Source organism: Sinorhizobium chiapasense, assembly GCF_045277575.1.
GTDB lineage: Bacteria > Pseudomonadota > Alphaproteobacteria > Rhizobiales > Rhizobiaceae > Ensifer > Ensifer chiapasense_A.
In genome coordinates this window covers 1,237,314-1,259,543 of sequence record NZ_CP144206.1, presented here as the reverse complement: position 1 = coordinate 1,259,543, position 22,230 = coordinate 1,237,314, and the positions used below count along the sequence as shown (strand labels likewise).

Below are 22,230 nucleotides of genomic sequence, written 5' to 3'. Positions count from 1 at the left end.
TTCGACCCTTGTCGCTTGACCGGATTGGTGACTTCCTCCCAGTGCGCAACCGGCGACCCGCCTCCACGGGTGCCAGTGACCCTAAGGCACCATAGAAAGCTGACATTTAGCTGACATCAAGCCCTGAATGCGCTTTTCGAGGTGTGGCGTTTACGAAATCTTAGGCTCTTGGCCCCGCCGGCGAGGGAAATGGCGTCGCACTCAGTCTGGCTGGCTCTGTTCGCAGAGGTGGACCCACCGGAAATGGGGCGAATCGAAACCTCGGAGCCGAGGCGCCGGCTCCACGGATGATGGGTCGCGATATCGCGAGGACGACAAGCTGTGGTAGTGTCGCGCCTGCCACCCCGAAGACCTGTTCGATAGGATGGAGCCATGACCAAGACAGCCAAGTCCGGGCCCGCCGAGGCTACATCGAAGCGGCCCGCAAAGGGAAACGCTGCGCGGGCGAGCGTGTCAGCCAAAGGCAAAGGCGAAAAAGAGGAGAGGGGACAGGCGGCCGCAGACCAGCCGAAATTGCTTTCAGGCGGTAATCCTCAGATCGCCAAGGGCTACGGCGATGCACCAGTCCAAGCTTATATTGCCGCCATGCCGGGCTGGAAGAGTGCGGTCGGGCGTCGTCTAGACCAACTCATCATGCGTGCCGTCCCGGAAGCGCAAAAGGCGGTGAAGTGGAATTCGCCGCTCTATGGGATGGAGGGCAACGGTTGGTTCCTCGGCATTCACTGCTTTGCCAAATACATCAAGGTCGCGTTTTACAATGGCGCGTCCCTGAGCCCGCCGCCGCCGGTCGAATCCAAGACCGCGAATGCGCGCTATTTCCATATCCACGAGAAGGACGAGATTGACGAGGCTCAATTCAGCGATTGGGTAAAACAAGCGAGCCGATTGCCCGGCGAACGCATGTGAGCGGAAAGCCATTGGTGTTGCGCAAACGAACCCTGCGTGCAACGTGTGGCAGCGGAGAGGAGATGATGGGATGAAGAAGACGACGAGGGCGATAAAGACTGAGACCGCGGACGGAGAAGCGTCCTCCTCCGAACGGATCGATGCCAGGATAGCCGAACTCGACGACTGGCGGGGCGAGATGCTTGCCCGGGTTAGGAGACTGATCAAGGAGGCCGATCCTGAGGTCGTCGAGGAATGGAAATGGAGAGGTGTTCCGGTTTGGGAACATGCGGGGATCATCTGTACCGGTGAGACCTACAAGTCCGTGGTCAAGATGACCTTCGCCAAGGGCGCGTCGCTCGAAGATCCCGCGGGGCTCTTCAATTCGAGCCTTGACGGCAATGTCCGGCGGGCGATCGATATCCATGAGGGCCAACAGATCGACGAAGACGCTTTGAAAGCTCTCATTCAACAGGCCGTGGACCTGAACCTGTCGGTGCAGGCCGAGCGTAGCGGCCGGTCCCGGAAGAAGGCCTGAAAACCCGATTAAGGCGCGGCCGACTTGGCGCGCGCCTTATTTTCAGTGGAGCCGCAGGACCTCGTTCCATTTGGCGATCAGCCGCGAGCGTTTCACCTGATCGAGATAGACCATCAGTCCGGGGCTGACGGGAACGGGGCGCAATTGAGCGCCGAGCATCTCTTGCATGGTATTCGCGGTGTTCTCGCCGGCGACCTCGGGGCTGACGGCGGCAATCTGCAGTTCCCGCGCCATGATCGTCTGTCCTTCCTTGGACATGAAGAATTCGAGATAGCGCCGTCCAAGGTCTGGAGAGGCAGAAGCCTGTGGAACCAGGCCAATTCGCGACATCACCACCGTGTAGTCCTTGGGCAGAACGATCCCGACATCCGGATGCCGCGCTGCCCAGTCCGCCGCGTAGGAGCCAAGGATATTGTAGCCGAGCACGAAACGCCCGTCGGCGACACGCTCGAGAATGGCCTCGCTGGTGGAGTAGAGCTTGACGCCGGCGGCACCCATGGCCTGGATCACGTCCCAGATATCGCCGAACTGCTCCTGGTCACGCGACATGAACAGGAAGCCGACGCCGGAGCGCTCGATGTCGTAGGTTCCGATGCGTCCGAACACGTTGGCGCCCTGGCGCTTCAGATAATTGACGAATTCGGCCCGTGTCGACGGCGGTTTTTCGGTCGTGAAACTTGGCTTGTGATAGACGAAGACGGCGGGCTCGAAGGTCAGCGCATAGGCCGTGTTGCGCCAGTTCGCCCAGGCGGGCCAGCGGTCGCTCATCGGCAGGTCACTGCGCTGGGCGTAGCCGTCGTTGCTAAGCTTGACTTGCAGGTCCATGGCGGAAGAAAAGGCGAAGTCCGCCGTCTTCATTCCGGCATCCGTCTCCTTGACGATGCGGTCGTAGATCTCGCCGGTCAGCATGTCCTCGTAGCGTACGGCCACATCCGGATTGGCCCTCTGGAAGCCGATGATCATCGGCTTGGCGAGAGGCTCATCGAGCGAGGAATAGACCACCAGCGTGCGCGCATCGGAATTGCCGGAAAGAGCTGGAAATATGATAGGTGCCGCAAGCAGCAGCCGGGGGCAGAGGGCAAAAAAAAGAAGAGAAATCAAGAACCGCATGAATCCACAATGCCTCAGTGCGTCACCGTTCACAAGCAAGGCGTCGCCGGATAAGGTGGTGCAGGGAGTGACGATATTTGCGCATCTTACTTGTTGAGGACAACCAGGACCTGGCCGAGGGCCTGTCTGCCATTTTGCGTGGCAGCGGCTATGCTGTCGACGTCGTCAGTGACGGCGCGTCGGCGCATGCGGTTGCGGCGGCTGAAACCTTCGATTTGGTCATTCTCGACCTCAACCTGCCGGAAATGGACGGGCTCGATGTACTACGGGCAATGCGCGCCCGGCAGAACCGTGCGGCGGTGCTGATCCTTACTGCGCGGGGGGCGCCTGAGGAACGGATCAAGGGTCTTGATCTCGGCGCCGACGACTACATGATCAAGCCGTTCGACGTCGGGGAACTCGAGGCGCGCGTGCGCGTGTTGCTGCGCCGGCAGGCGGGCCTCAGGGCATCCACTGTGAGCTATGGCAATGTTTCGCTTGATCTCAATACCCGCAGCTTCTCCTCAGGCGGCGCGCCGATCGAGATCCCTGCGCGCGAATTAGGACTTCTCGAACTCCTGTTCATGCGGGCCGGCAAGGTGGTCGCCAAGGACGCGATCATGCAGTCGCTGACCGGCTTCGACGACGATCTTAGCCCCAATGCGATCGAGCAATATGTCAGTCGGCTGCGCAAGCGCTTGGCCCCGCATGGCCTGACCGTTCGCACAGCCCGCGGCATCGGCTACTACCTTGAGAAGATGGCCGGGCCGGAATGAGAGCGACGGTCTACAGCCTCCGCCGGCGCCTACTCGGCTGGCTGCTGATTTCGACGGTCGTCATTGGCGTGATTGCGCTCGTGGATACCTATCGTGAGGCGGTCACGACCGCCAACGTCGTCTCCGACCGCGTGCTCGCTGGCTCCGCTTTGGCGATCGCGGAGCGTGTGGTCGTGGCAGAGGACGGCTCGCTCGAGGTCGACATCCCCTATGTTGCCCTGGAGATGCTGACCTCTGCCGCGCAGGATCGCGTTTTCTACAGGGTCGACGGCCCGCCCGGCCAGTTCATCACCGGCTACCAGACACTACCGTCGCTTGCCGAAGAGCCTGGGACATCCACGACCTTCGCGGATGCGACGTTTCGTGGTGAACCGATCCGCATCGCCGCCCTTCGCCGTTCCGCCTCGACCGGCGTCAATTCGGTGCCCTTCGTCGTGACCGTTGCCGAAACGACGATCGCGCGCCGGCAATTGGCGCAGACCATCCTGGTCCGATCGGCTCTTCGTCTCGGCATGATGATCGCCGGCGCCGCGGTGATCGTCTGGATCGCAGTCACATTTTCGCTGCGCCCGCTTTATCGGCTCGGAGGCGCGATCGCCGAGCGTAATCCTGATGATCTGCACCCGATTGGTGAACGCGTACCAAACGAAGTCCAGGGGCTTGTCGACACGGTCAATTCGTTCATGGGGCGGCTACAATCGGCGCTCGATGCGCTGCGCAATTTCACCGGTAACGCCAGCCATCAATTGCGAACGCCGCTTGCGATCATACGGACTCAGCTCGCCTTGGCTCAGCGTGCCGGGTCCTTCGAGGAGACGAAGAGTGCTGTGAAAAAGGCCGACGAAGCCGTCGCCAATGCCGAACGCATCCTGGGGCAATTGCTGCTGATGGCGAAAATCGACGCGGCGGGCAAGAACGAGGCGCGGATGCTGGAGCGTGTCGATCTTGTCGAACTCGCGCGCGAGATCACCGCCGAGCACGTGCCAGCGGCGGGAGAGGCCGATATCGATCTCGGCTTCGACGGCGAGGGCGAAGCCTTCATTCGCGCCGAGCCGCTGCTGGTGGCCGAGATGCTCAAGAACCTGATCGGCAACGCCTTGCTCTATGCCGGCTCAGGTGCCGAAGTGACGACACGCGTTGCTGCAGACGACGAATCCGTGTCGCTGGAGGTCGAGGACAATGGCCCGGGCATTCGGGCCGAGTTACGCGAGAAAGTGTTGCGACGCTTCGAGCGCGGAGGCAGCGAAGCGCCGGGTTCGGGACTTGGTCTGCCGATCGTCGAGGAGATCGCAGATCTTTATGGGGCGACGACCCGTCTCAACGAAGGGGCGGACGGTCGAGGCCTCAAGGTGACCATCCGCTTTCCGGCGGGCTAGTTACAGGCCGGCTCCCTCCGGCGCCGCAATCGCGGGCGGCATGAGCCAAGACCATCTGCACGCGGTCAAGGCGACACGCGCAAATGGCTGGGGCACCTTGGATTAACTTGCTTAGCGGCCGCGCTGGCCGAAGAGGGAAGCTGTCTCGCGGGTCTGTACCCGCAGCATCGCGTTCCAGAGCTGAAGAACGAAACGCGGCTGAAACTGGCTCGCAAGCTTGCGCTGCGACAACATGATAAGTCTCCGATAGTTTTGGACAGCATGCATGTAGTGCATCGCGAAGGATCGTGCCAGAGCGCCCGCGCCGGGGCAGACCTGCGCGCCAAGCATATGTGGAAAGTGGTAGAAGAGGGGCGAAATACCTGAAGTGAAAAACAAAATGCCGGGATGATTTTCATCATCCCGGCCAGTTGGCTTCACTGGGAGGAGAGTTTTTCTTTGGAGGTTCAGGCCTTCTTGCGGTTTTTCTGTCGATAGACGTCGATGACCACGGCGGCGACGATGATCAGGCCTTTGACGATTTCCTGATAGTAGGCGTCGACGCGCAGGAAGGTGAAACCAGAGGTCATAACGCCGAGGATAATCGTGCCGATGACCGTGCCGGTGATCCGGCCCACACCGCCGGTCAGCGACGTTCCACCGATGACGGTCGCGGCGATGGCGTCCAGTTCGTACATGACACCCATGCCGGCCTGGGCCGTCTGAGCGCGGGCAGCGGTAACGACTCCGGCGAGCCCCGCCAGCATGCCGGCAATGGCATAGACCTTGATCAGGTGCGCTTCGACATTGATGCCCGAGACGCGCGCCGCCTGAACGTTGGCGCCGATTGCGTAGGTGAATTTGCCGTAACGGGTGTAGCGCAGTGCGATGTGGAAGATGATCGCGACGACCAGAAAGACGATGACGGGCCAGATGCCGGTGCCGATGAAGTTGAACTGCTCGGTGAGGCCCGAGACCGGTTGTCCCTTGGTGTACCACTTGGAGATGCCGCGTGCCGACACCATCATGCCAAGCGTGGCGATAAAGGGCGGGATCTTCGTGCGGGCGATGAGCTGGCCGTTGATGACGCCGGCGAGCAACCCGATGCCGACCCCAAGGCCGATCGGAACGATCGCAGGCATGTCGGTGAGCGACGGATAGAGAGCCCGTGGCCAGGTTGATGCCTGGGCGACGCTTGCCGAAATCATCGCCGTCATGCCGACGACGGAGCCTGAGGAAAGATCGATGCCGCCGGTAATGATGACCTGGGTCACGCCGACGGCGATGATGCCGATCACCGAGACCTGCAGGATCATGATCGTCAGGCGCTGCGAGTTCATGAGGAAGCTCTGGCCAACAAAGATCCAGCCAAGGACTTCATAGACGAGTGCGATGCCGATTAGCACCAGGAAGATGTTGAATTCGGGCGGCAGGCGGCGCTTTGCGCCAACGAGCGTCGTGCTCGCGCCCTGTGCGGCGATATTGGTATCCATTTTCATTCCTCCCTTTCGTCGGGTCGTTTCCCGCTCAGCTCGCGGCGAGCTCCATGACCTTGATCTGGGTTGCTTCCGCCCTATCGAGGAAGCCGGTGACGCGGCCCTCGTGCATGACCATGATGCGGTCGCTCATGCCAAGTACCTCTGGCATTTCCGAAGAAATCATGATGACGGCGACACCGTTTCGCGCCAGCTCGGTGACGAGGCGGTGGATCTCCGCCTTGGCGCCGACATCGATGCCGCGTGTCGGCTCGTCGAGGATCAGGATGCGCGGATTGGTGAGCAGCCAGCGGCCGATCAGCACCTTCTGCTGGTTACCGCCGGAGAGGTTCTCGATGCGCTCCTGCAAGTTCGGCGTCTTGACGCGCAGCTTGCGGCTCATCTCTTCGCAAGCGGCGGTGATCTGCTTCTCTGTGACGAAGCCGCCCCTGACGAAGCGATCCTGGAGTACGGCGATCTGCATGTTCTCGAGGATGTCGAGGATCAGAAGACAGCCTGTGTCCTTGCGGTCCTCGGTCAGGAACGCCATGCGGTTCTTGATCGCCGTGTTCGGGCTGTCGATCGACAGCGCCTTGCCGTCGATCGCAATCGTGCCGGAACTCGCCGGCGTCACGCCAAAGAGCGTTTCGGCGACATTCGAGCGGCCAGAGCCGACGAGGCCGGCGATCCCGAGGATTTCCCCGGCGCGGACATCGAAGGAGACATCGCGGAAGACACCGTCGAGCGTCAGATTCTTCACCGAAAGCACGACGTCGCCGATCGGCACTTCCTCTTTCGGGAACATCTGGGTGATCTCGCGGCCAACCATCATGCGGATGATGTCGTCGCGCGTGACGTCGCTCGAGGCATGGGTGCCGATGAACTTGCCGTCGCGGAACACCGAGAACTCGTCGGCGATCTCGAAGAGCTCGTTCATCTTGTGGGTGATGTAGACGATGCCGATGCCTTGTTCGCGCAGGTCGCGGATGATCTCGAAGAGGTGTGCGACCTCACGCTCGGTCAGCGCCGAGGTCGGTTCGTCCATGATCAGCACGTCGGATTCGTAGGAAACCGCCTTGGCGATTTCGACCATCTGCCGGTTGGCGACGGAGAGATGGCGAACTTCGATCTCCGGATCGATCTTGATCTTGAGGCGATCGAAAAGTCGGGCCGTGATGCGGTTCATCTCGCCGTGGTCGACGAAGCCGAAGCGGTTCTTCGGCTCGCGGCGGATCCAGATATTTTCCGCCACCGTCATGAACGGCATCAGGTTCAGTTCCTGATGGATCATGGCAATGCCGTTTTCAAGCGCGTCGAGCGGCGACTTCAGACGGATGTCGACGCCTTTCAGCCTGACTTCGCCCTTATCGGGCGTATAGATGCCAGCGAGGATTTTCATCAGCGTGGATTTGCCGGCGCCGTTTTCGCCCATTAGCGCGTGGACCGTGCCGCGCTTGAGCTTGAACTCGACGTCGTCGAGGGCAACGACACCCGGGAATTCCTTGCGGATTCCTTCCGCCGAAAGAAGATATTCGGCCTTGGGCACGGCGCCGCTGGCGCGCACGGCTGCCATCGTTGTCGGACTGAGCGTCATTTCCTTGCCTCCCCGGTCATTTCCGGCTGTTGCCGAAAGTCCTCGTCGCTGGCGGGTCACCAGCCCAATTGGCGCAGGTCGCATCCAACGGGACGCAGACATCCGCAGCGGGACTTGCATTTGAACGAGAGCGCGGAAGTTTCCGCGCTCTCGATGAAGGCGATCAGTTCTTCGCCTGATACGTGTCGAGGTTTTCCTTGGTCACCAGCTCGAAGGGAATATAGACCTTCTTTTCGACCGGTTCGCCCTTGGCGAGCTTGAGTGCAGCGTCCACCGAACCCTTGCCCTGGCCGGCAGCGTTCTGGAACACGGTCACGTCGAGGTCACCAGCAGCCATGGCCGCAAGTGCGTCCTGTGTCGCGTCGATACCACCGATGACGACCGAGTCCATCGAGCGGCCAGCGGCCTTCAGCGCCTGGATCGCGCCGATCGCCATTTCGTCGTTGTTCGAAATGACGGCATCGAATTCAACGCCGGCCGATAGCCAGTTCGTCAGGAGGTCGGAGCCCTGGGTGCGCGACCAGTTGGCGGTCTGCTCCTCGACGATCTCGATACCCTTGCACTGGTCGGTTGCGATAACGTCGTGGATATCCTTCGTGCGCATGCGAGCGGCCTGGTTGGAGAGCTCGCCCATCATGACGACGGCCTTGCCCTTGCCGTTGAGCATCTTGCAGATTTCCTGGGTCTGCAGCGTACCGGATTCCTGCTCGTTCGAAGCAACGAAAGCCTGCTTCTCCGGCAAAGTGTCGACGTTGACAGGTTCGCGGTTCACATAGACAAGCGGAATGCCCGCGTCTGCGGCAATCTTCGACATGGCTGCCGTCGCGTCGGTATCGACCGGGTTGACGATAATGGCGCTTACACCGGCGGCGATGAAGTTCTGGATCTGGCTCTGCTGCTTCGAGACGTCGTTCTGCGCGTCTTCGATCTGCAGCTCGACGCCGTCGAGGGTCTTTGCGTAGTCGGACATACCGTTGCGCAAGACCGTCAGGAAGTTGTCGTCGAAAAGGGCCATCGATACGCCGATGGTCTCGGCATGCGCAGCCGTAGACATCATCACTGCGAGCGCTGTGCCCAGCACGAATTTCTTCATTGTCTTTCTCCTCCACAATGGTGCCCGGCGACACCTTCTCCTGCCGGGAGCGCAATCCTTGCCGGATTGCGTTCATTCACATTGAAAGCGCCACTCCCGTTACGCTTCAGATAAAACGGAATAAACGAACCAGTAAATTGCAAGTACGGAATATGTATTCCATTTTATGAGGACGCCGTCAAGACCTGTTGCGGCGCCCTCATCGTTTTCCCGTCGCCAGCGGCGACAGGTCAGATCCGGGCTCGAATGTGGTCCATGCTCTGATTGATGGCAGCCGCCGGATCGGCAACGTCGTGAACTTCGGCGGCAAACGGCTCGAAGGAAAGCGGTCCTGCGTAGCCTTCGGCACGCAGGCGCCGGATCTGTCCGACATTGTCGAGAAGGTCGTTCTGGTCGACCAGAACGCGATGCGAGTCGCGCAGATCGGAAACGGCGATCCGGCCGTCGGTTACGCCGGAAATATGCACGAGCCCGGTCATCTCGGGATAGGTCGCGGGCTCGCCGGCAAGATGGTGGTGGAACGTGTCGTGCACCAGCCGGAAGGTCTGTTCGCCGCCGGTGGCCTTGATCGCCTCAACAGCCTCGGTCTTCGAGCGCAACGAGCAGATTTCGAAGCCCAGCGGCTCGACAAGGCCGATAATCTTGGCCGATTCGAGCATCGGTTTCAGTGCGGCAAGTGCTTCGCGAAGATTTGCCTGACGCTCGCCGTCCGCCTGGCCGGAGCCGTCGTTGACGGGAACGAGAACGAGGGCCTTGGCGCGGCAGTCGCGCGCATAGGCGATCAGCTCTTCGGCCTCTTTCTGACGCGCCGAATTCCATTCGTTGAAGCGCTGCAGCGCGTTGATGGAGATGATCGTTATGCCGTTGCTGGCGGCGAGTGTCGCTACATCCTTGGCCGGTGTGCCGTCGAGGATGGCATTACCGGCAAGGTCGTTGCGGATTTCAACGGAGGTGATCCCGAGGGACTTTGCAAGTTCGAAGAAGGCGCCGAGCGGAAGGCTGGGCGTCGTCATATGATTGAGGGCGAAGGGCAGAGCTGTCACGGGAATGTCTCCTCCAGTGGGGATGGGTCGGGCGATGTAAATGGAACGTTCATTCCATTTACATCGTTATGGACATTTCACCAACTGCTGGAGAACAGTCAAAGAGCATAGCGCTCAAACAGCTTGCATTGCTGCAAGATTGTCTTTCGTCAATGATGTAAATCTAGCAGATTTCGCTAGATATTCTCGGGCGTGAAGAGGTCAAAGGGAAGGAAGGTTTGACCCGGAGCACCCGTCGGACCCTTGTCGATCGCCTGGATCATCAGATTGATCGTTTCGCGTGCCAGGGCTGCGGTTGGGGTCGAAATCGCCAACGTGACGACGTCGTCTCCAAGGGCTGCTCGGGACTCCGGCGTCAGTTCGTTGACGACAGCGATGAGCTTGCCTTCCAGTTTCTCCTCGCGGATAGCCGAGATGGCGCCTTCCATGCCTCCTCCGCAGACGTAGAAGCCGATCAGATCCGGGTGGCGCTGCAAAAGGTTCAGCGTTGCTTCGTGCGTGATCTCGGCCGTATCGAGATTGACCATGGTATCAAGGACTTCGAAATCTGGCGCATGCTCGCGGAAATAGGAGCGAAACCCGATCTCTCGAAGCTCGTGTCCGAGGAAGCGATGGCTGCCGACGAAGGCTGCCACCTTGCCGGGGCGTTTGGCCGCCTTGGCGATCATCCATGCGGCGGTTCGACCGACCTTGTGGTTGTTGAGTCCGACATAACCTTCACGCACGCCGGCGGCGAAGTCCGAAAGCAGCGAGAAGACCGGAATTCCGCGTTCCTTCAGCTCCTCGATAGCGGCCGTGACAGCCGGATAGTCGGGGGCGACGAGCGCAACTGCCTGGTTTCGCGCTGCGGCAGCCCGGAGCTTGTCGGTTATCGCGGTCGGTGTCGAATTTGCCACGAAGTCGATCTGCGCGAAAACACGCGCATTCGACAGCGACAGTGCGGCGCTTTCGATCTCTTTTGCAACCGCCTTGTAGAAGGACTGCTCCGGCTTCTGCAGCACGAAGGCAAGCTTGTACTGCGGCAAATCCTCGAAGACACGTTGCCGGATGAGGCCGACTGCGTGGTAGCCGATGGACTTGGCAGCCTCGTAGACACGGCGCGCCGTTTCCTCCCGCACGGGATGGCGTCCATTCAGGACGCGATCGACAGTCGCGACGCTGACGCCAGCGGCTCGTGCGAGGTCCGCAATGGTCGGACGATTGCTCATCGCTTCCTCCTGATAGGTTTGCATCACGAATGATATGCCGTGAATGACATCATTTGAGAGAATATATCATTGCTGCATTGAGACCTAGCAAAAGTCAACCTATCGTCATTGCACGACATCGGACGCTCCTGGCCAAGCTGGCCGGATCGCAGGGAGGAGAACAAATGGCGATGGTTCCAACGAAGCGAGATTACAGTCTCCTCGGGCGTGATGCCCAGGCGGCCGTCGCCAACGGCCTTTCGGCCGCGGAGTGGTACCACACGGAGATCCCGCGCAAGCAGATGAAGGAACTGATGAAGCGTGAGGATGGACCGGCCATTCGCGACACCGCGATCTGGCTCGGTTGCCTCGTTCTCTTCGGCGGGCTCGGCATCATCCTCTGGGGCACCTGGTGGGCCATTCCGTTCTTCCTCGCCTATGGCGTTCTCTACGGTTCGGCCTCCGACAGTCGCTGGCACGAATGCGGGCATGGCACGGCGTTCAAGACGATGTGGATGAACAACGCCGTCTACCAGATCGCCAGCTTCATGATCATGCGCAATCCCGTCACCTGGCGCTGGAGCCACACGCGCCACCACACGGACACCGTCATCGTCGGCCGCGATCCTGAGATCGCCGTCATGCGGCCGCCGGATCTCCTGCGCCTCGTCTTGAACTTCTTCGGTATTCTCGATGTCTGGCATGCGGTCATCGACATGGTCGGCAACACGCTTGGCATCATCAGTGTCGAGGAAGCGACATTCATTCCGGAAATGGAGCAGCCGAAGGCGATCCTTGTTGCCCGCATCTGGGTTGCCATCTACGCGGCAACGATCGCGCTCTCGCTCTACCTCGGCTCGATCCTGCCGCTGATGCTGATCGGTCTGCCGCGGCTTTACGGCGCCTGGCACCATGTGCTGACCGGGCTGCTGCAGCATGGCGGTCTCGCCGATAACGTAACGGACCATCGGCTGAACAGCCGCACGGTCTACATGAACCCGGTGAGCCGCTTCGTCTATTGGAACATGAACTACCATGTGGAGCACCACATGTTCCCGATGGTGCCCTATCACGCGCTGCCGAAGCTTCACGCGATGATCAAGCACGATCTGCCAGCGCCAAACCCGTCGATCCTGCACGGCTATCGCGAGATGATCCCGGCCTTCCTGCGGCAGTTGCGCAACGAGGATTATTTCCTGAAGCGCGAACTGCCGGCGACGGCGAAGCCCTACCGGGAGGAGTTTCACAGCGACGCGATCGCGAATGCAGCCGAATAACCAATGAAATCAGGAAATGGGAGGAAATCATGAGCGGAAACTGGGTTGAAGTCTGCGCGGCGGACGAAATCGACGAAGAAGACGTCATCCGATTCGACCACGAAGGTCGCACCTTTGCGGTCTACCGGAGCCCGGACGACGAATATTTCGCGACCGACGGGCTTTGCACGCACGAGCACATCCATCTTTCTGACGGCCTCGTGATGGACGACATCATTGAATGTCCGAAGCACAACGGACGCTTCAACTACAAGACCGGCCAGGCCAAGGGCGCCCCAGTCTGCGTCAACCTGAAGACCTATCCGGTGAAGGTCGAGGCCGGAAGTGTGTTCATCGCGATCGCTTGATCGCGGCTTCAACGCGAAAAAGTTCAGCAAGAGCGGGCAGGGAGGTTGAGATGGGTGGAATCGTCATTGTCGGCGCCGGCGAATGCGGCGCGAGGGCCGCCTTTGCCCTGAGGGAGAAGGGCTACGATGGGTCAATCACGCTAATCGGCGCCGAGCCGCATCTTCCCTATGAACGGCCGCCGCTTTCGAAGGACGGTCTTAGGGAAAAGGTTCAGCCGAAATATGTCGCCGATGCCGAACGCTATGCGACCGCAGGGATCGATGTACTGACTGACGCCCCGGTCAAGGCCATTGACCGCGTCGCCAAGCGCGTCGAACTCGTCGACGGCGGCAGCATCCCTTATGATCGGCTCCTACTGACGACCGGCGCGCGAGCACGAACGATACCCGGAACCGAGGTTGCATCTCGCCGCGTTCGCACGCTCAGGACCCAGGCCGACGCCGAGGAAATCCGGCGCGAACTTCTGCCCGGGCGAAAGCTTGCCATCATCGGTGGCGGATTTATCGGGCTGGAGCTCGCCGCAACGGCGCGCCGGCTCGGGGTGGAGGTCGTCCTCATCGAAGGACTGACACGCATCCTTTCGCGCGGCGTACCCGCCGAGATCGCGACCGTTGTCGCAGAGCGACACCGCGCGGAAGGCGTCGACCTACGTTGCGATACGAAAATCGATCGCATCGATGCGGATGAGCGCGGCGCGCGTATCCTGCTTGCGAACGGACAATCGATCGACGCTGATTTCCTGGTCGTCGGCATTGGCGCCTCGCCGAACACGGAATTGGCAGAAGCCGCTGGCATCATTGTCGACAATGGCATTGCGGTCGACGCGACGCTCAGGACTTCAGACCCCGATATCTTCGCGGCCGGCGATTGCTGCTCCTATCCGCTCTGTCACTATGGCGACCGCCGGGTGCGCCTTGAGGCCTGGCGCAATGCGCAAGACCAAGGAACGCTCGTTGCCGGCAATCTGCTGGGAGCGAACGAAGCGATCACCAGCGTACCGTGGTTCTGGTCCGACCAATATGACCTGACATTGCAGATTGCCGGACTTGCCGACGGAGCAGCCACAACCGTGCGCCGCAACCTCGCAGAGGGCGCCTTCATCCTTTTCCATCTCGACGACACCGGGCGGCTGCTTGCCGCCTCCGGTATCGGTCCAGGCAACGCTGTCGCGCGCGATATTCGGCTGGCGGAAATGCTGATTGCCGCCGGAAAACGGCCCGACCCTCAGGCGCTCGTCTCGCCTGAAACCAAACTCAAGGCCCTGCTTGCTGCTTAGCGCGAGAGCCTTTCGCCACACTCCTATTTGCTCATTGATACCGGAGACTGCCATGAAAAGCCGCCGCCCGACCGTTGCCGACCTCCTTTCGATGAAGGGCAAACGCCAACTCACCATGCTGCGGGTGGAAACACTCGACGAAGCCGAAGCGGCGGAAGCTGCCGGTATCGACCTCGTCTCCGTACCGCCGGCACTTCTGGGGCCGCAGTTTCGGGAAGCAGCGCCAACCTGTTTTGCCTTTCCCGGTCTCGAATATGGCGACTACGTTTCGGCGGAAGAATACATCCGGGCGGCATTCAAAGCGCTGAAGGCCGGCGGTGATGCCGTCTATTGCGCCGCCGGTCTTTCGATCGTTCGGCGCATGCGGGAGGAGGGCATTCCGGTCTGCGGCCATGTAGGCCTTATTCCCTCCAAGGCCACATGGACCGGCGGGTTCCGGGCTGTCGGCAAGACCGCGGCGAGTGCGCTCGAGATCTGGCGGCAAGTCAAAGCGCTCGAGGAAGCTGGAGCGTTCGCTGCCGAAATCGAGGTCGTGCCCGGCGACGTCGCATCGGCGATCAGTGCGCGAACGTCGATGCTGATGCTGTCCATGGGAGCGGGTTCTGGCTGTGACGCTCAATACCTGTTCGCCGATGACGTGCTCGGCAGCAACCGTAGCCACGTGCCGCGTCACGCCAAGACCTATCGCAACTTCGCCGCGGAATATGATCGGCTTCAGCGGGAACGGATTGGCGCATTCACCGAATTTGCCGAAGACGTTCGATCCGGCGCCTATCCGGAACAACGGCATCTCGTTGGCATTGATCAAGCGGAGCTCAAAACGTTCCTGGCCGAACTGGAACGCTATTAGCGCCTGATGGCTTGCGTCGGGGAGGGCGGTTGGTATAGTCCATCGGCATCTGAACCTCCCTTTCCGCAGCGGATTTTGATTTGAGCGCCCTTCTCGAGGACAGCCTTACCTTTGTTGCCTTGCTGGCCGTCATCTACGCGGCAACGGTGCTGGTCTATTTCATTCTGGGCTATGGCATCACCTGGCTCAACGATCGCAACCCCGAACGTCGCATCCAGAAGGGCCGACGCGGAGAGAAGCGCAAGGCCGTCGAAATCCGCCAGAGCATGGCGTCGATCCTTGTCACCTGTACGTCCGTCGCGATCGGCCTCTTCGTCCAGCACCAGGGCTGGACTCTCTTCTCGCCCTGGGATTTCAGTTGGTGGACGGCCATCCCGCTGTTCCTGCTCTGCATGGTGCTTTTCGACGCCTGGTTCTATTTCGCCCACCGGCTGCTGCACACCAAGGCCTTCTATAAATATCACCTGCTGCATCACCGCAGTGTTGCGCCGACCGTCTGGAGCAACGATTCGATCGGCCTCGTGGATACGGCGTTGTCGCAGGGCTATTATGCCGTCATCACCTTCCTCGTGCCGTTCCCGCCGATCATTCTTCTGGCGCATCGGCTTTTCGACCAGATCAACGGAACCTTCGGGCATGCCGGCTTCGAGTACTTCGCCTCCCGCACGGCACGTCACCCGTGGCCGATGCTTTGCACGACCTACCACGACCAGCATCATGCCGAGTTCAAATACAACTATGCGAACTATTTTTCGTTCTGGGATCGTGTAATGGGAACGATCGCGCCGAACTATGATCGACGCGTGGAGACGTTTGAGGGGAAGGCGCCGGCGCTCAATTTGCGGAAGGCGTCCGGCGTGACGGGAGTGGCCGAGACTTGAGTGGCCGTTGTGGGCACAGGCAAGCGCTCAACACCTCGCGTGTGACGGCGATAGATGCTCCTCAGGCAGCATTGTGGTATGTCGGCCGTAGCTGAAAGCTGTCTGCTGACGGGTGAGCACGTGTGGTGCCACGCCGGTGATATGGATGAGCAAATACCAAGGATCTCGTCTAATGATATGGATTGCTGTATGAAGCCACGCAAAGACGGGCTACGTATTGCATGGACACGCGAGGCGGAGACGCTGCCCCGCGAAAGGGCCTCGTCTGGCATCAACGATCCACTCCGAAAGCTTCAGCACATCGCGTATAAGGAAAGAGTCGTGCGTGAGTGCTGTAACGAGGCCTTGCAATCCGATCTCTATCGCAATCCGAACCTCTCACTCATCGCCGAAGAATTCGTTCGCAAGGACCATCCGAGAAATCTCGCGCCGAGGTGGAGCGTTTGAGCAGCGCGCGTGAACGGATGGGTCGCTGGATTGAGCGGCGGTTGCCTCAGCCACGACTGCGAGAAGGGGCATGCGGTCGCCCGATGGGCCGCGTAAAGCGGATAATCGTGTTCGGGCGGATACCAAATCCCACGTTTGACTACTACCTTGCAGCGCGCCTGCAGGCACCCAAAATGCCTCCGTATCAGGTGGCAGATATTCGTGGCCAAGAAACACCGGATCTGGATGCCGACGGCGCTTTCGTCATCATCTGTCGCTACGCATCTCCGTCCGTCCTGCGCTGGATTGAGCACAATGAGGCGCGCCTCTCCGGGGTGGGTTTGTTCGTCGACGACGACATCCCTGCTGTCATAACGGGGAAGGACGCGGATTTACTCTATCGGCTATTCCTTTGGTACCGTGCCCTTTGGCCGCTTGGCCGCCTGAACAGGCATCTGGATATTGTTTGGGCCTCCACACCATACCTCGCGTCTCGCTTGGGGGAGGCGAAGGCCGTGGTATTGCCGCCGGCGCCACCGAAATCGCTTTGGTCGAACGCAGACGACGATGTTGAAACGCGTGATCCGGCGAATCGAGAGGTCTTGATCGCCTATCACGCGACCGGGGTGCACCTGGAAGAACACCGGTTCCTCCGACCGATCATAGCGGAGGTTCTGCGTGAGCGCCCGCGAGCTCGGTTTGAGGTGTTTGCAGATCGACGTGCAGCAGCGATCTGGCGAGGCCTCGATCGTGTGCAAATCCGTGAGCCGATGCCGTGGATAGAGTATCTGGCTGACGCGAACGCTCGGCGCATTGACATCATGCTCGTTCCGTTGACGCCATCTCATGTCAACGACAGCCGCGCGCCGACGAAACGCATCGACGTGGCACGATATCGGGCGGCGGGTGTGTACTCTGATGGCCTCGCATATGGTTCCTCCGGCGATGGAGATGAGCTCCGAATGCCTTATGCCACTAAAAATTGGTATCAAACCATCGTGCAACTTATTGATGATAAAGAAATGCGCCGAAGGGTTGTGGTCGCGACACGCCGAGCAGTCTTGCAAATGACGGCGGCAGCGGATACGGGTCTTGAAGTCTTTAAGGAGCGGCAATCGTAAATACCTTGTCGCACGTGTCGCCGGGGCCATGGCCCACAACTTTATTGCATACAGGGTATTGTTAATGACTTCCAAGGTTGTGTTGCTTCGTCCCAAGCGATTTGGCGACGATCGGGGATGGTTCTCTGAAGTCTACAACGAGAAGGTTTTCTCAGGTTATGGAATCGAGGTTCGGTTCGTTCAGGACAATCATTCGCTTTCAGTTCCAGTCGGGACTTTGAGAGGGTTGCATTTTCAAACTGCACCTTTCGAGCAAGCCAAGCTCGTTCGGTGCATCCGCGGTCGAATTTTCGATGTGGCAGTCGACATACGTCGAGCCTCCCCGACATTTGGACGGTGGGTCGGTGCCGAGCTTTCTGCGGAGAACGGCAATCAGCTCTACGTCCCAGTTGGTTTTGCACATGGTTTCGTGACCCTCGAACCGTCGACCGAGGTGACTTATAAAGTATCCAACCTCTATTCCCCCGAGAACGATGGCGGGATTTTCTGGGGTGACCCTGAGATCGGTATCCAATGGCCATTACCCCGTGGGGTTGAGCCAGTCTTAAGCCCCAAGGATGGACGTCAGCCACTGTTGCGCGATTTTGACAGCCCCTTTGAGTACGATGGGGTGCCGCTCGAACTTGTTGAAATGTAAGTATCGGAAGGACTGACCATGCGCATTCTCGTTACCGGTGGCGCCGGCTTCATCGGATCGGCCCTGGTTCGGCACCTCATTGAGAATACTGAGCACGAAGTCTTGAACTTCGACAAACTGACCTACGCCGGCACACTGACGTCACTTTCCCCGATCACGTCTTCTCCGCGGTATCGATTCGAGCAGGGCGATATTTGCGACGGACGAGCGGTGACTGCTGCCATTGAGGATTTCCAGCCTGAGGTAATCACTCATTTGGCAGCAGAGTCACACGTCGATCGATCGATTGACGGCCCAGGTGCGTTCATTGAAACGAATATTGTCGGCACTTACACTATGCTGGCCGCTGCACTGGACTATTGGCGGAAGCTCCCAGCCGAGCGCGGACAGGCATTCCGCTTTCATCATATTTCGACAGATGAAGTATTTGGTTCGCTCGGTGAGACAGGCTACTTCACGGAAACGACTCCCTATGATCCTCGGTCGCCATATTCTGCTTCCAAGGCCGGTTCGGACCACCTCGTGTCCGCTTGGGGGCACACATTCGGCCTTCCAGTGCTGATTACCAATTGTTCGAATAACTACGGGCCTTATCACTTCCCGGAAAAGCTTATTCCTCTAATGATCGTAAAGGCTCTCGCTGGTGAACCGCTTCCAGTTTATGGAAATGGTACGAACATTCGCGATTGGCTGTACGTGGAAGACCATGTTCGCGCGCTGCAATGCGTCTTTGAGAAAGGGATTCCTGGGCAGACCTACAATATCGGCGGCAATTCGGAACGTCGGAACATCGATGTCGTGAAAACCGTCTGCAATATACTGGATCGCCTGCAGCCTCGGGAAGATGGGCGGTCCTATCTGGGACAGATTACCTATGTCGCTGACCGACCAGGTCACGACCAGAGGTATGCCATCGACGCGGGAAAAATTGGTAATGAGCTCGGCTGGATTCCTTCGGAGAGCTTCGAAAGCGGGATTGAAAAGACTGTAGTTTGGTATCTTAGCAATCGAGACTGGTGGGCGGAAATCCTCGATCGTACTCGAGCTGCCGAGCGGCGGGGCTTGGGGGCATGAGCAAGCGACGGCTACTGATCACGGGTGGTACCGGCCAGGTCGGAACCGAATTGCTGCGTTGCCGCTGGCCGAGTGATGTTGAGCTGGTTGCGCCAAAACGCCATGAGCTCGATCTCAATGATTGCGATACCGTCGCACAATATATTGCCTTAGGTGGCTTTTCGGCCGTCATCAGTTCTGGTGCTTATACGGCGGTCGACCGGGCAGAAAGCGACGTCTTGGCGGCCTGGAAAGTAAATGCTTTGGCGCCTGCGGCGATAGCCGCTGCGACCAAGGTTCTGGATATCCCGATCATACATGTGTCGACTGACTACGTTTTCGACGGGACAAAAGTTGGGCCCTACGTCGAGAGTGATCCCATAGCGCCGTTGGGAGTGTATGGGGCATCGAAGGAAGCTGGAGAACAAGCGGTTCGTACCGGAAACCCACGACATATTATTCTACGTACCGCTTGGGTTTACAGTGCTCACGGTGCAAATTTTGTCAGGACGATGCTCCGCCTCGGGCGCGAACGGGCATTGATAAGCGTTGTTAGTGACCAAGCTGGTTCCCCAACGGCCGCGTCAGACATCGCGTGGGCTCTAGCCTCTATCGCGCATCGCTTGATCGAGGATGAGAACGCTCCCGTTGGTACATACAACTTTGTAAATTCTGGTTATGCGACTTGGTATGAGTTTGCATGTGAAATATTCCGGCAGCGGAGTGAGGCGGGGCACGTAGTCCCGACCGTGACGGCAATTTCAACGCAGCAATATCCCACGCCTGCCCGACGCCCCGCGAACTCGCGTCTATCAACCGAAAAGCTATCGCGGGATTTTGGTATAGAAGCGCGTGAATGGCCTGACGCTTTACAACAAGTCCTTGCTTCTATTTCGGACTGACAACTGGAAAAATCGCTAAACTATGTTGCGTTTAGCAGGATAAACTAGCGGATATGCGCGGTTTTGGGAAAAGAGAGTAGAGGTTTTTATGAAGGGAATAATTCTCGCTGGCGGCTCCGGTACGCGCCTGCATCCCGCGACCCTGGCTATTAATAAGCAGCTAATTCCGGTGTATGACAAACCGATGATTTACTATCCATTGTCGGTTTTGATGCAGGCCGATATTCGAGATATATTGATCATATCCTCACCTGAACACTTGGAAAGCTACAAGCGTCTTTTTGGCGATGGCGCATCTTTAGGACTTCGAATGTCGTATGCCATTCAAGCCAAACCCGAAGGGCTCGCGCAAGCATTTACTATTGGTGAAGAATTCATTGGTGCCGATAATGTTGCCCTTGTCCTCGGGGACAATATTTTCTTTGGCGCCGGATTAGGGGAACTCCTTGAAAAAGCGCGGCATCGTAAGAGTGGTGCAACGGTATTTGCTTATGAAGTCGACGATCCAGAACGCTACGGTGTTGTCGAGCTTGCAACAGATGGACACGCGCTGAGCCTAGAGGAAAAGCCCGAAAAACCAAAGTCGCGTTTTGCCGTAACGGGTCTCTATTTTTACGACAATAAGGTGGTCGAACTGGCGAAAGGGCTGCAACCCTCTAAACGCGGAGAGTATGAGATTACTGACCTCAATCGACTCTATATGGACCAGGGAGCGCTCTTTGTCGAAATCATGTCTCGAGGATACGCATGGCTCGATACCGGTACGCATGATAGCCTCTTAGAGGCAGCGGAGTTCGTACGTGTGATCCAACATCGCCAGGGAACCAACATAGCTTGCATTGAGGAAATCGCATACAATAATGGATACATCAGCCGGGAACAGCTTGCCGAACACGGGAAGTCGTACGCTAAAACCTCCTATGGAAAGTATCTTCTCAAACTAGCAGCTATCTAGACGGCGTAGTCGTGTTCGGATCAATACCTCCCGTGACCCGTGACCCGTGACCCGTGACCCGTGACCCGTGACCCGTGACCGCGCGGGCGAGCACCCGCAGGTGCACGACTATAGAGGCTACGATCGACGTACCGGCCCGATAACGGAAGCAACTGGACGGGTGCATGTGAGGCGGCCCTTCTACTCGATGGCCGACATCGAGGCGAAAGCGCGCCGACGAGCGCAGGGCAAGAAGCCGGCCGTCACCTCAACGATCGCCCTGGAGATGTCGAAACTGCAGCGGCGCCCCCTCCAACCGATCCGCAACGGCTTCGATCATATGGAACGTTCTATGTTCAGACATAGCTATTCTTACATGATGCGTGTCAGCGCCTCGTCGGCGATCGGAGATGGCTTCAGTTTGATCACATCATGGAACTTGCGGCGCACATGCGCCATGAACGCAGCCTCGATGATCTGGTTGCCGTAAAGCTTCTTATAGCCACCATAGCCATCGGCATGCATCACGCCGCTGAAGTCAGCGAGGTGGTCTGCCGGATGTGCGCCCTTACGATCGGGGCTATAGTAATAGGCTATGGCTCTGGGAGTTGGATCTTGATAGCCACTGCCATCGAAGACATAGACCCAAACCCTGCCTGTTTTCGTCTTCCCGCGCCCAGGGTCGAGAACATCGACTGGGGTATCGTCCGTATGTATTCGGTCGACTGCGGCGATATGAGCTCTGATCAGCAAAATGAGGGGCGAAAGCAGAACGGACACACGGCCCATCCAGTCCGCCATCACGGACCGGGAGATGTCTATTCCCAGCCGGTCGTACATCTCGGATAGACGATAGAGCGGAATGTGATCGTCGAACTTGGCGACCATGATGTGCGCGAGCAATCCCGGTCCGGGCTTGCCTTTCTCAATCGGCAAGGTCGGCATTTCGCCGGACACTGTTGTATCGCAGTCCCTGCAGATCATGCGCTTTTCGACGTGGCGGACAATCTTCACGGACGCCGGTACGTGCTCCATCACCTGGACGACCTTGTCCGCCGCCTTGAGGAAAGACGTGCCACCACAGGTCGGACAACTGCAGGGCGCTGTGTACACCCGCTCTTCTGTTGGAAGGCCATCCGGCAAAGGTTTGCGCTTCGGCTTAGCCGGCGCGTCGTCCAGTTCCGGCAAAGGGAGCTTCCCGGAGCGCATCTCAGCCTCGGCGCGGGAGGCCTCGATCTCCTCCAGCATCAGCTCAAATTGCTCGATCTTCCGATCAATCTTCTCCGAAGCGGGGCCATGCTGCCGATGGCGGAGCAGTTCCAACTGCGCGCGCAGAAGGCTGATCATGGAGTCGCGCTTGGTGACTTCGGCTTCTTGTCGCTCAAGTTTCGCCGCCTGTTCAGCGACGAGCACGCGCAAAGCAGCAAGCTCGTCCTGACTGTCCAGCGGCGTTGTTTTCATGCCAGAAAACGTAGCCGATTTGCGCTTCA

The 22,230-nt window shown here is 59.0% G+C and carries 21 protein-coding genes and 2 pseudogenes; 15 read left to right on the top strand and 8 right to left on the bottom strand.

Going from position 1 to position 22,230, the window contains the following annotated elements:
• Positions 1-372 precede the first annotated feature (372 nt).
• A complete protein-coding gene (locus QM996_RS24475; RefSeq protein WP_334198607.1) occupies positions 373-906 on the top strand; it encodes a DUF1801 domain-containing protein in 534 nt (177 codons plus the stop codon).
• A 70-nt stretch (positions 907-976) separates the two neighbouring features.
• Positions 977-1,423 (top strand): DUF1801 domain-containing protein, encoded by a 447-nt coding sequence (locus QM996_RS24470; RefSeq protein WP_334198606.1) that lies wholly within the window; start codon positions 977-979, stop codon positions 1,421-1,423.
• 42 nt (positions 1,424-1,465) lie between these two features.
• Here QM996_RS24470 and QM996_RS24465 read toward each other — a convergent pair whose 3' ends face one another.
• A complete protein-coding gene (locus QM996_RS24465) occupies positions 1,466-2,533 on the bottom strand; it encodes an ABC transporter substrate-binding protein (protein WP_334198605.1) in 1,068 nt (355 codons plus the stop codon).
• Positions 2,534-2,610: 77 nt separating this feature from the next.
• Between QM996_RS24465 and QM996_RS24460 the strand changes: the two genes are divergently transcribed.
• Both QM996_RS24460 and QM996_RS24455 read left to right on the top strand, forming a co-directional pair.
• Positions 2,611-3,288, top strand: a complete 678-nt coding sequence (locus QM996_RS24460; protein WP_334198604.1) for a response regulator transcription factor — start codon at positions 2,611-2,613, stop codon at positions 3,286-3,288.
• Positions 3,285-4,664 (top strand): sensor histidine kinase, encoded by a 1,380-nt coding sequence (locus QM996_RS24455; RefSeq protein ID WP_334198603.1) that lies wholly within the window; start codon positions 3,285-3,287, stop codon positions 4,662-4,664. Before QM996_RS24460 ends, QM996_RS24455 begins: the two co-directional genes overlap by 4 nt.
• A 111-nt stretch (positions 4,665-4,775) precedes the next feature.
• Here QM996_RS24455 and QM996_RS24450 read toward each other — a convergent pair whose 3' ends face one another.
• From QM996_RS24450 to QM996_RS24425, 6 genes are all read right to left on the bottom strand, one after another.
• A complete protein-coding gene (locus QM996_RS24450; protein WP_268802306.1) occupies positions 4,776-4,898 on the bottom strand; it encodes a hypothetical protein in 123 nt (40 codons plus the stop codon).
• Between the two features lie 212 nt (positions 4,899-5,110).
• Complete coding sequence (locus QM996_RS24445) at positions 5,111-6,136, bottom strand: ABC transporter permease (protein ID WP_334198602.1); 1,026 nt, start codon at positions 6,134-6,136, stop codon at positions 5,111-5,113.
• 34 nt (positions 6,137-6,170) lie between these two features.
• Positions 6,171-7,712, bottom strand: a complete 1,542-nt coding sequence (locus QM996_RS24440) for a sugar ABC transporter ATP-binding protein (protein ID WP_334198601.1) — start codon at positions 7,710-7,712, stop codon at positions 6,171-6,173.
• Positions 7,713-7,875: 163 nt separating this feature from the next.
• Positions 7,876-8,805, bottom strand: a complete 930-nt coding sequence (locus QM996_RS24435; RefSeq protein WP_334198600.1) for a sugar ABC transporter substrate-binding protein — start codon at positions 8,803-8,805, stop codon at positions 7,876-7,878.
• A gap of 230 nt (positions 8,806-9,035) precedes the next feature.
• A complete protein-coding gene (locus QM996_RS24430; RefSeq protein ID WP_334198599.1) occupies positions 9,036-9,848 on the bottom strand; it encodes a TIM barrel protein in 813 nt (270 codons plus the stop codon).
• A 176-nt stretch (positions 9,849-10,024) separates the two neighbouring features.
• On the bottom strand, positions 10,025-11,056 hold the full coding sequence (locus QM996_RS24425) for a LacI family DNA-binding transcriptional regulator (RefSeq protein ID WP_334198598.1): 1,032 nt from the start codon (positions 11,054-11,056) through the stop codon (positions 10,025-10,027).
• A gap of 164 nt (positions 11,057-11,220) precedes the next feature.
• On the opposite strand from QM996_RS24425, the gene QM996_RS24420 reads away from it, so the two are divergent.
• The 11 genes and pseudogenes from QM996_RS24420 to QM996_RS24370 form a co-directional block, all read left to right on the top strand.
• Positions 11,221-12,312 (top strand): fatty acid desaturase family protein, encoded by a 1,092-nt coding sequence (locus tag QM996_RS24420; RefSeq protein WP_334198597.1) that lies wholly within the window; start codon positions 11,221-11,223, stop codon positions 12,310-12,312.
• 29 nt (positions 12,313-12,341) lie between these two features.
• On the top strand, positions 12,342-12,659 hold the full coding sequence (locus QM996_RS24415) for a MocE family 2Fe-2S type ferredoxin (protein ID WP_275026646.1): 318 nt from the start codon (positions 12,342-12,344) through the stop codon (positions 12,657-12,659).
• Positions 12,660-12,709: 50 nt separating this feature from the next.
• Complete coding sequence (locus QM996_RS24410; RefSeq protein WP_334198596.1) at positions 12,710-13,936, top strand: NAD(P)/FAD-dependent oxidoreductase; 1,227 nt, start codon at positions 12,710-12,712, stop codon at positions 13,934-13,936.
• A 52-nt stretch (positions 13,937-13,988) separates the two neighbouring features.
• Complete coding sequence (locus QM996_RS24405; RefSeq protein WP_334198595.1) at positions 13,989-14,786, top strand: 3-methyl-2-oxobutanoate hydroxymethyltransferase; 798 nt, start codon at positions 13,989-13,991, stop codon at positions 14,784-14,786.
• An 80-nt stretch (positions 14,787-14,866) separates the two neighbouring features.
• A complete protein-coding gene (locus tag QM996_RS24400; protein WP_334198594.1) occupies positions 14,867-15,667 on the top strand; it encodes a sterol desaturase family protein in 801 nt (266 codons plus the stop codon).
• Between the two features lie 530 nt (positions 15,668-16,197).
• Positions 16,198-17,214 (top strand): glycosyltransferase family protein, encoded by a 1,017-nt coding sequence (locus QM996_RS24395; protein WP_334198593.1) that lies wholly within the window; start codon positions 16,198-16,200, stop codon positions 17,212-17,214.
• Between the two features lie 64 nt (positions 17,215-17,278).
• Positions 17,279-17,851: a dTDP-4-dehydrorhamnose 3,5-epimerase gene (gene rfbC, locus QM996_RS24390; RefSeq protein WP_334198592.1), complete on the top strand. Its 573-nt coding sequence runs from the start codon at positions 17,279-17,281 to the stop codon at positions 17,849-17,851.
• Between the two features lie 18 nt (positions 17,852-17,869).
• On the top strand, positions 17,870-18,925 hold the full coding sequence (rfbB, locus tag QM996_RS24385; RefSeq protein WP_334198591.1) for a dTDP-glucose 4,6-dehydratase: 1,056 nt from the start codon (positions 17,870-17,872) through the stop codon (positions 18,923-18,925).
• A complete protein-coding gene (gene rfbD, locus QM996_RS24380; protein ID WP_334198590.1) occupies positions 18,922-19,806 on the top strand; it encodes a dTDP-4-dehydrorhamnose reductase in 885 nt (294 codons plus the stop codon). Before rfbB ends, rfbD begins: the two co-directional genes overlap by 4 nt.
• An 88-nt stretch (positions 19,807-19,894) precedes the next feature.
• Positions 19,895-20,761 (top strand): glucose-1-phosphate thymidylyltransferase RfbA, encoded by an 867-nt coding sequence (gene rfbA, locus QM996_RS24375; RefSeq protein ID WP_334198589.1) that lies wholly within the window; start codon positions 19,895-19,897, stop codon positions 20,759-20,761.
• A 70-nt stretch (positions 20,762-20,831) separates the two neighbouring features.
• Positions 20,832-21,029, top strand: a pseudogene (locus QM996_RS24370) (IS66 family transposase); the annotation flags it as partial.
• Positions 21,030-21,118: 89 nt separating this feature from the next.
• On the opposite strand, the pseudogene tnpC reads toward QM996_RS24370, so the two are convergent.
• Positions 21,119-22,201: pseudogene (gene tnpC / locus QM996_RS24365) on the bottom strand (IS66 family transposase); the annotation flags it as partial.
• Positions 22,202-22,230: the final 29 nt, after the last annotated feature.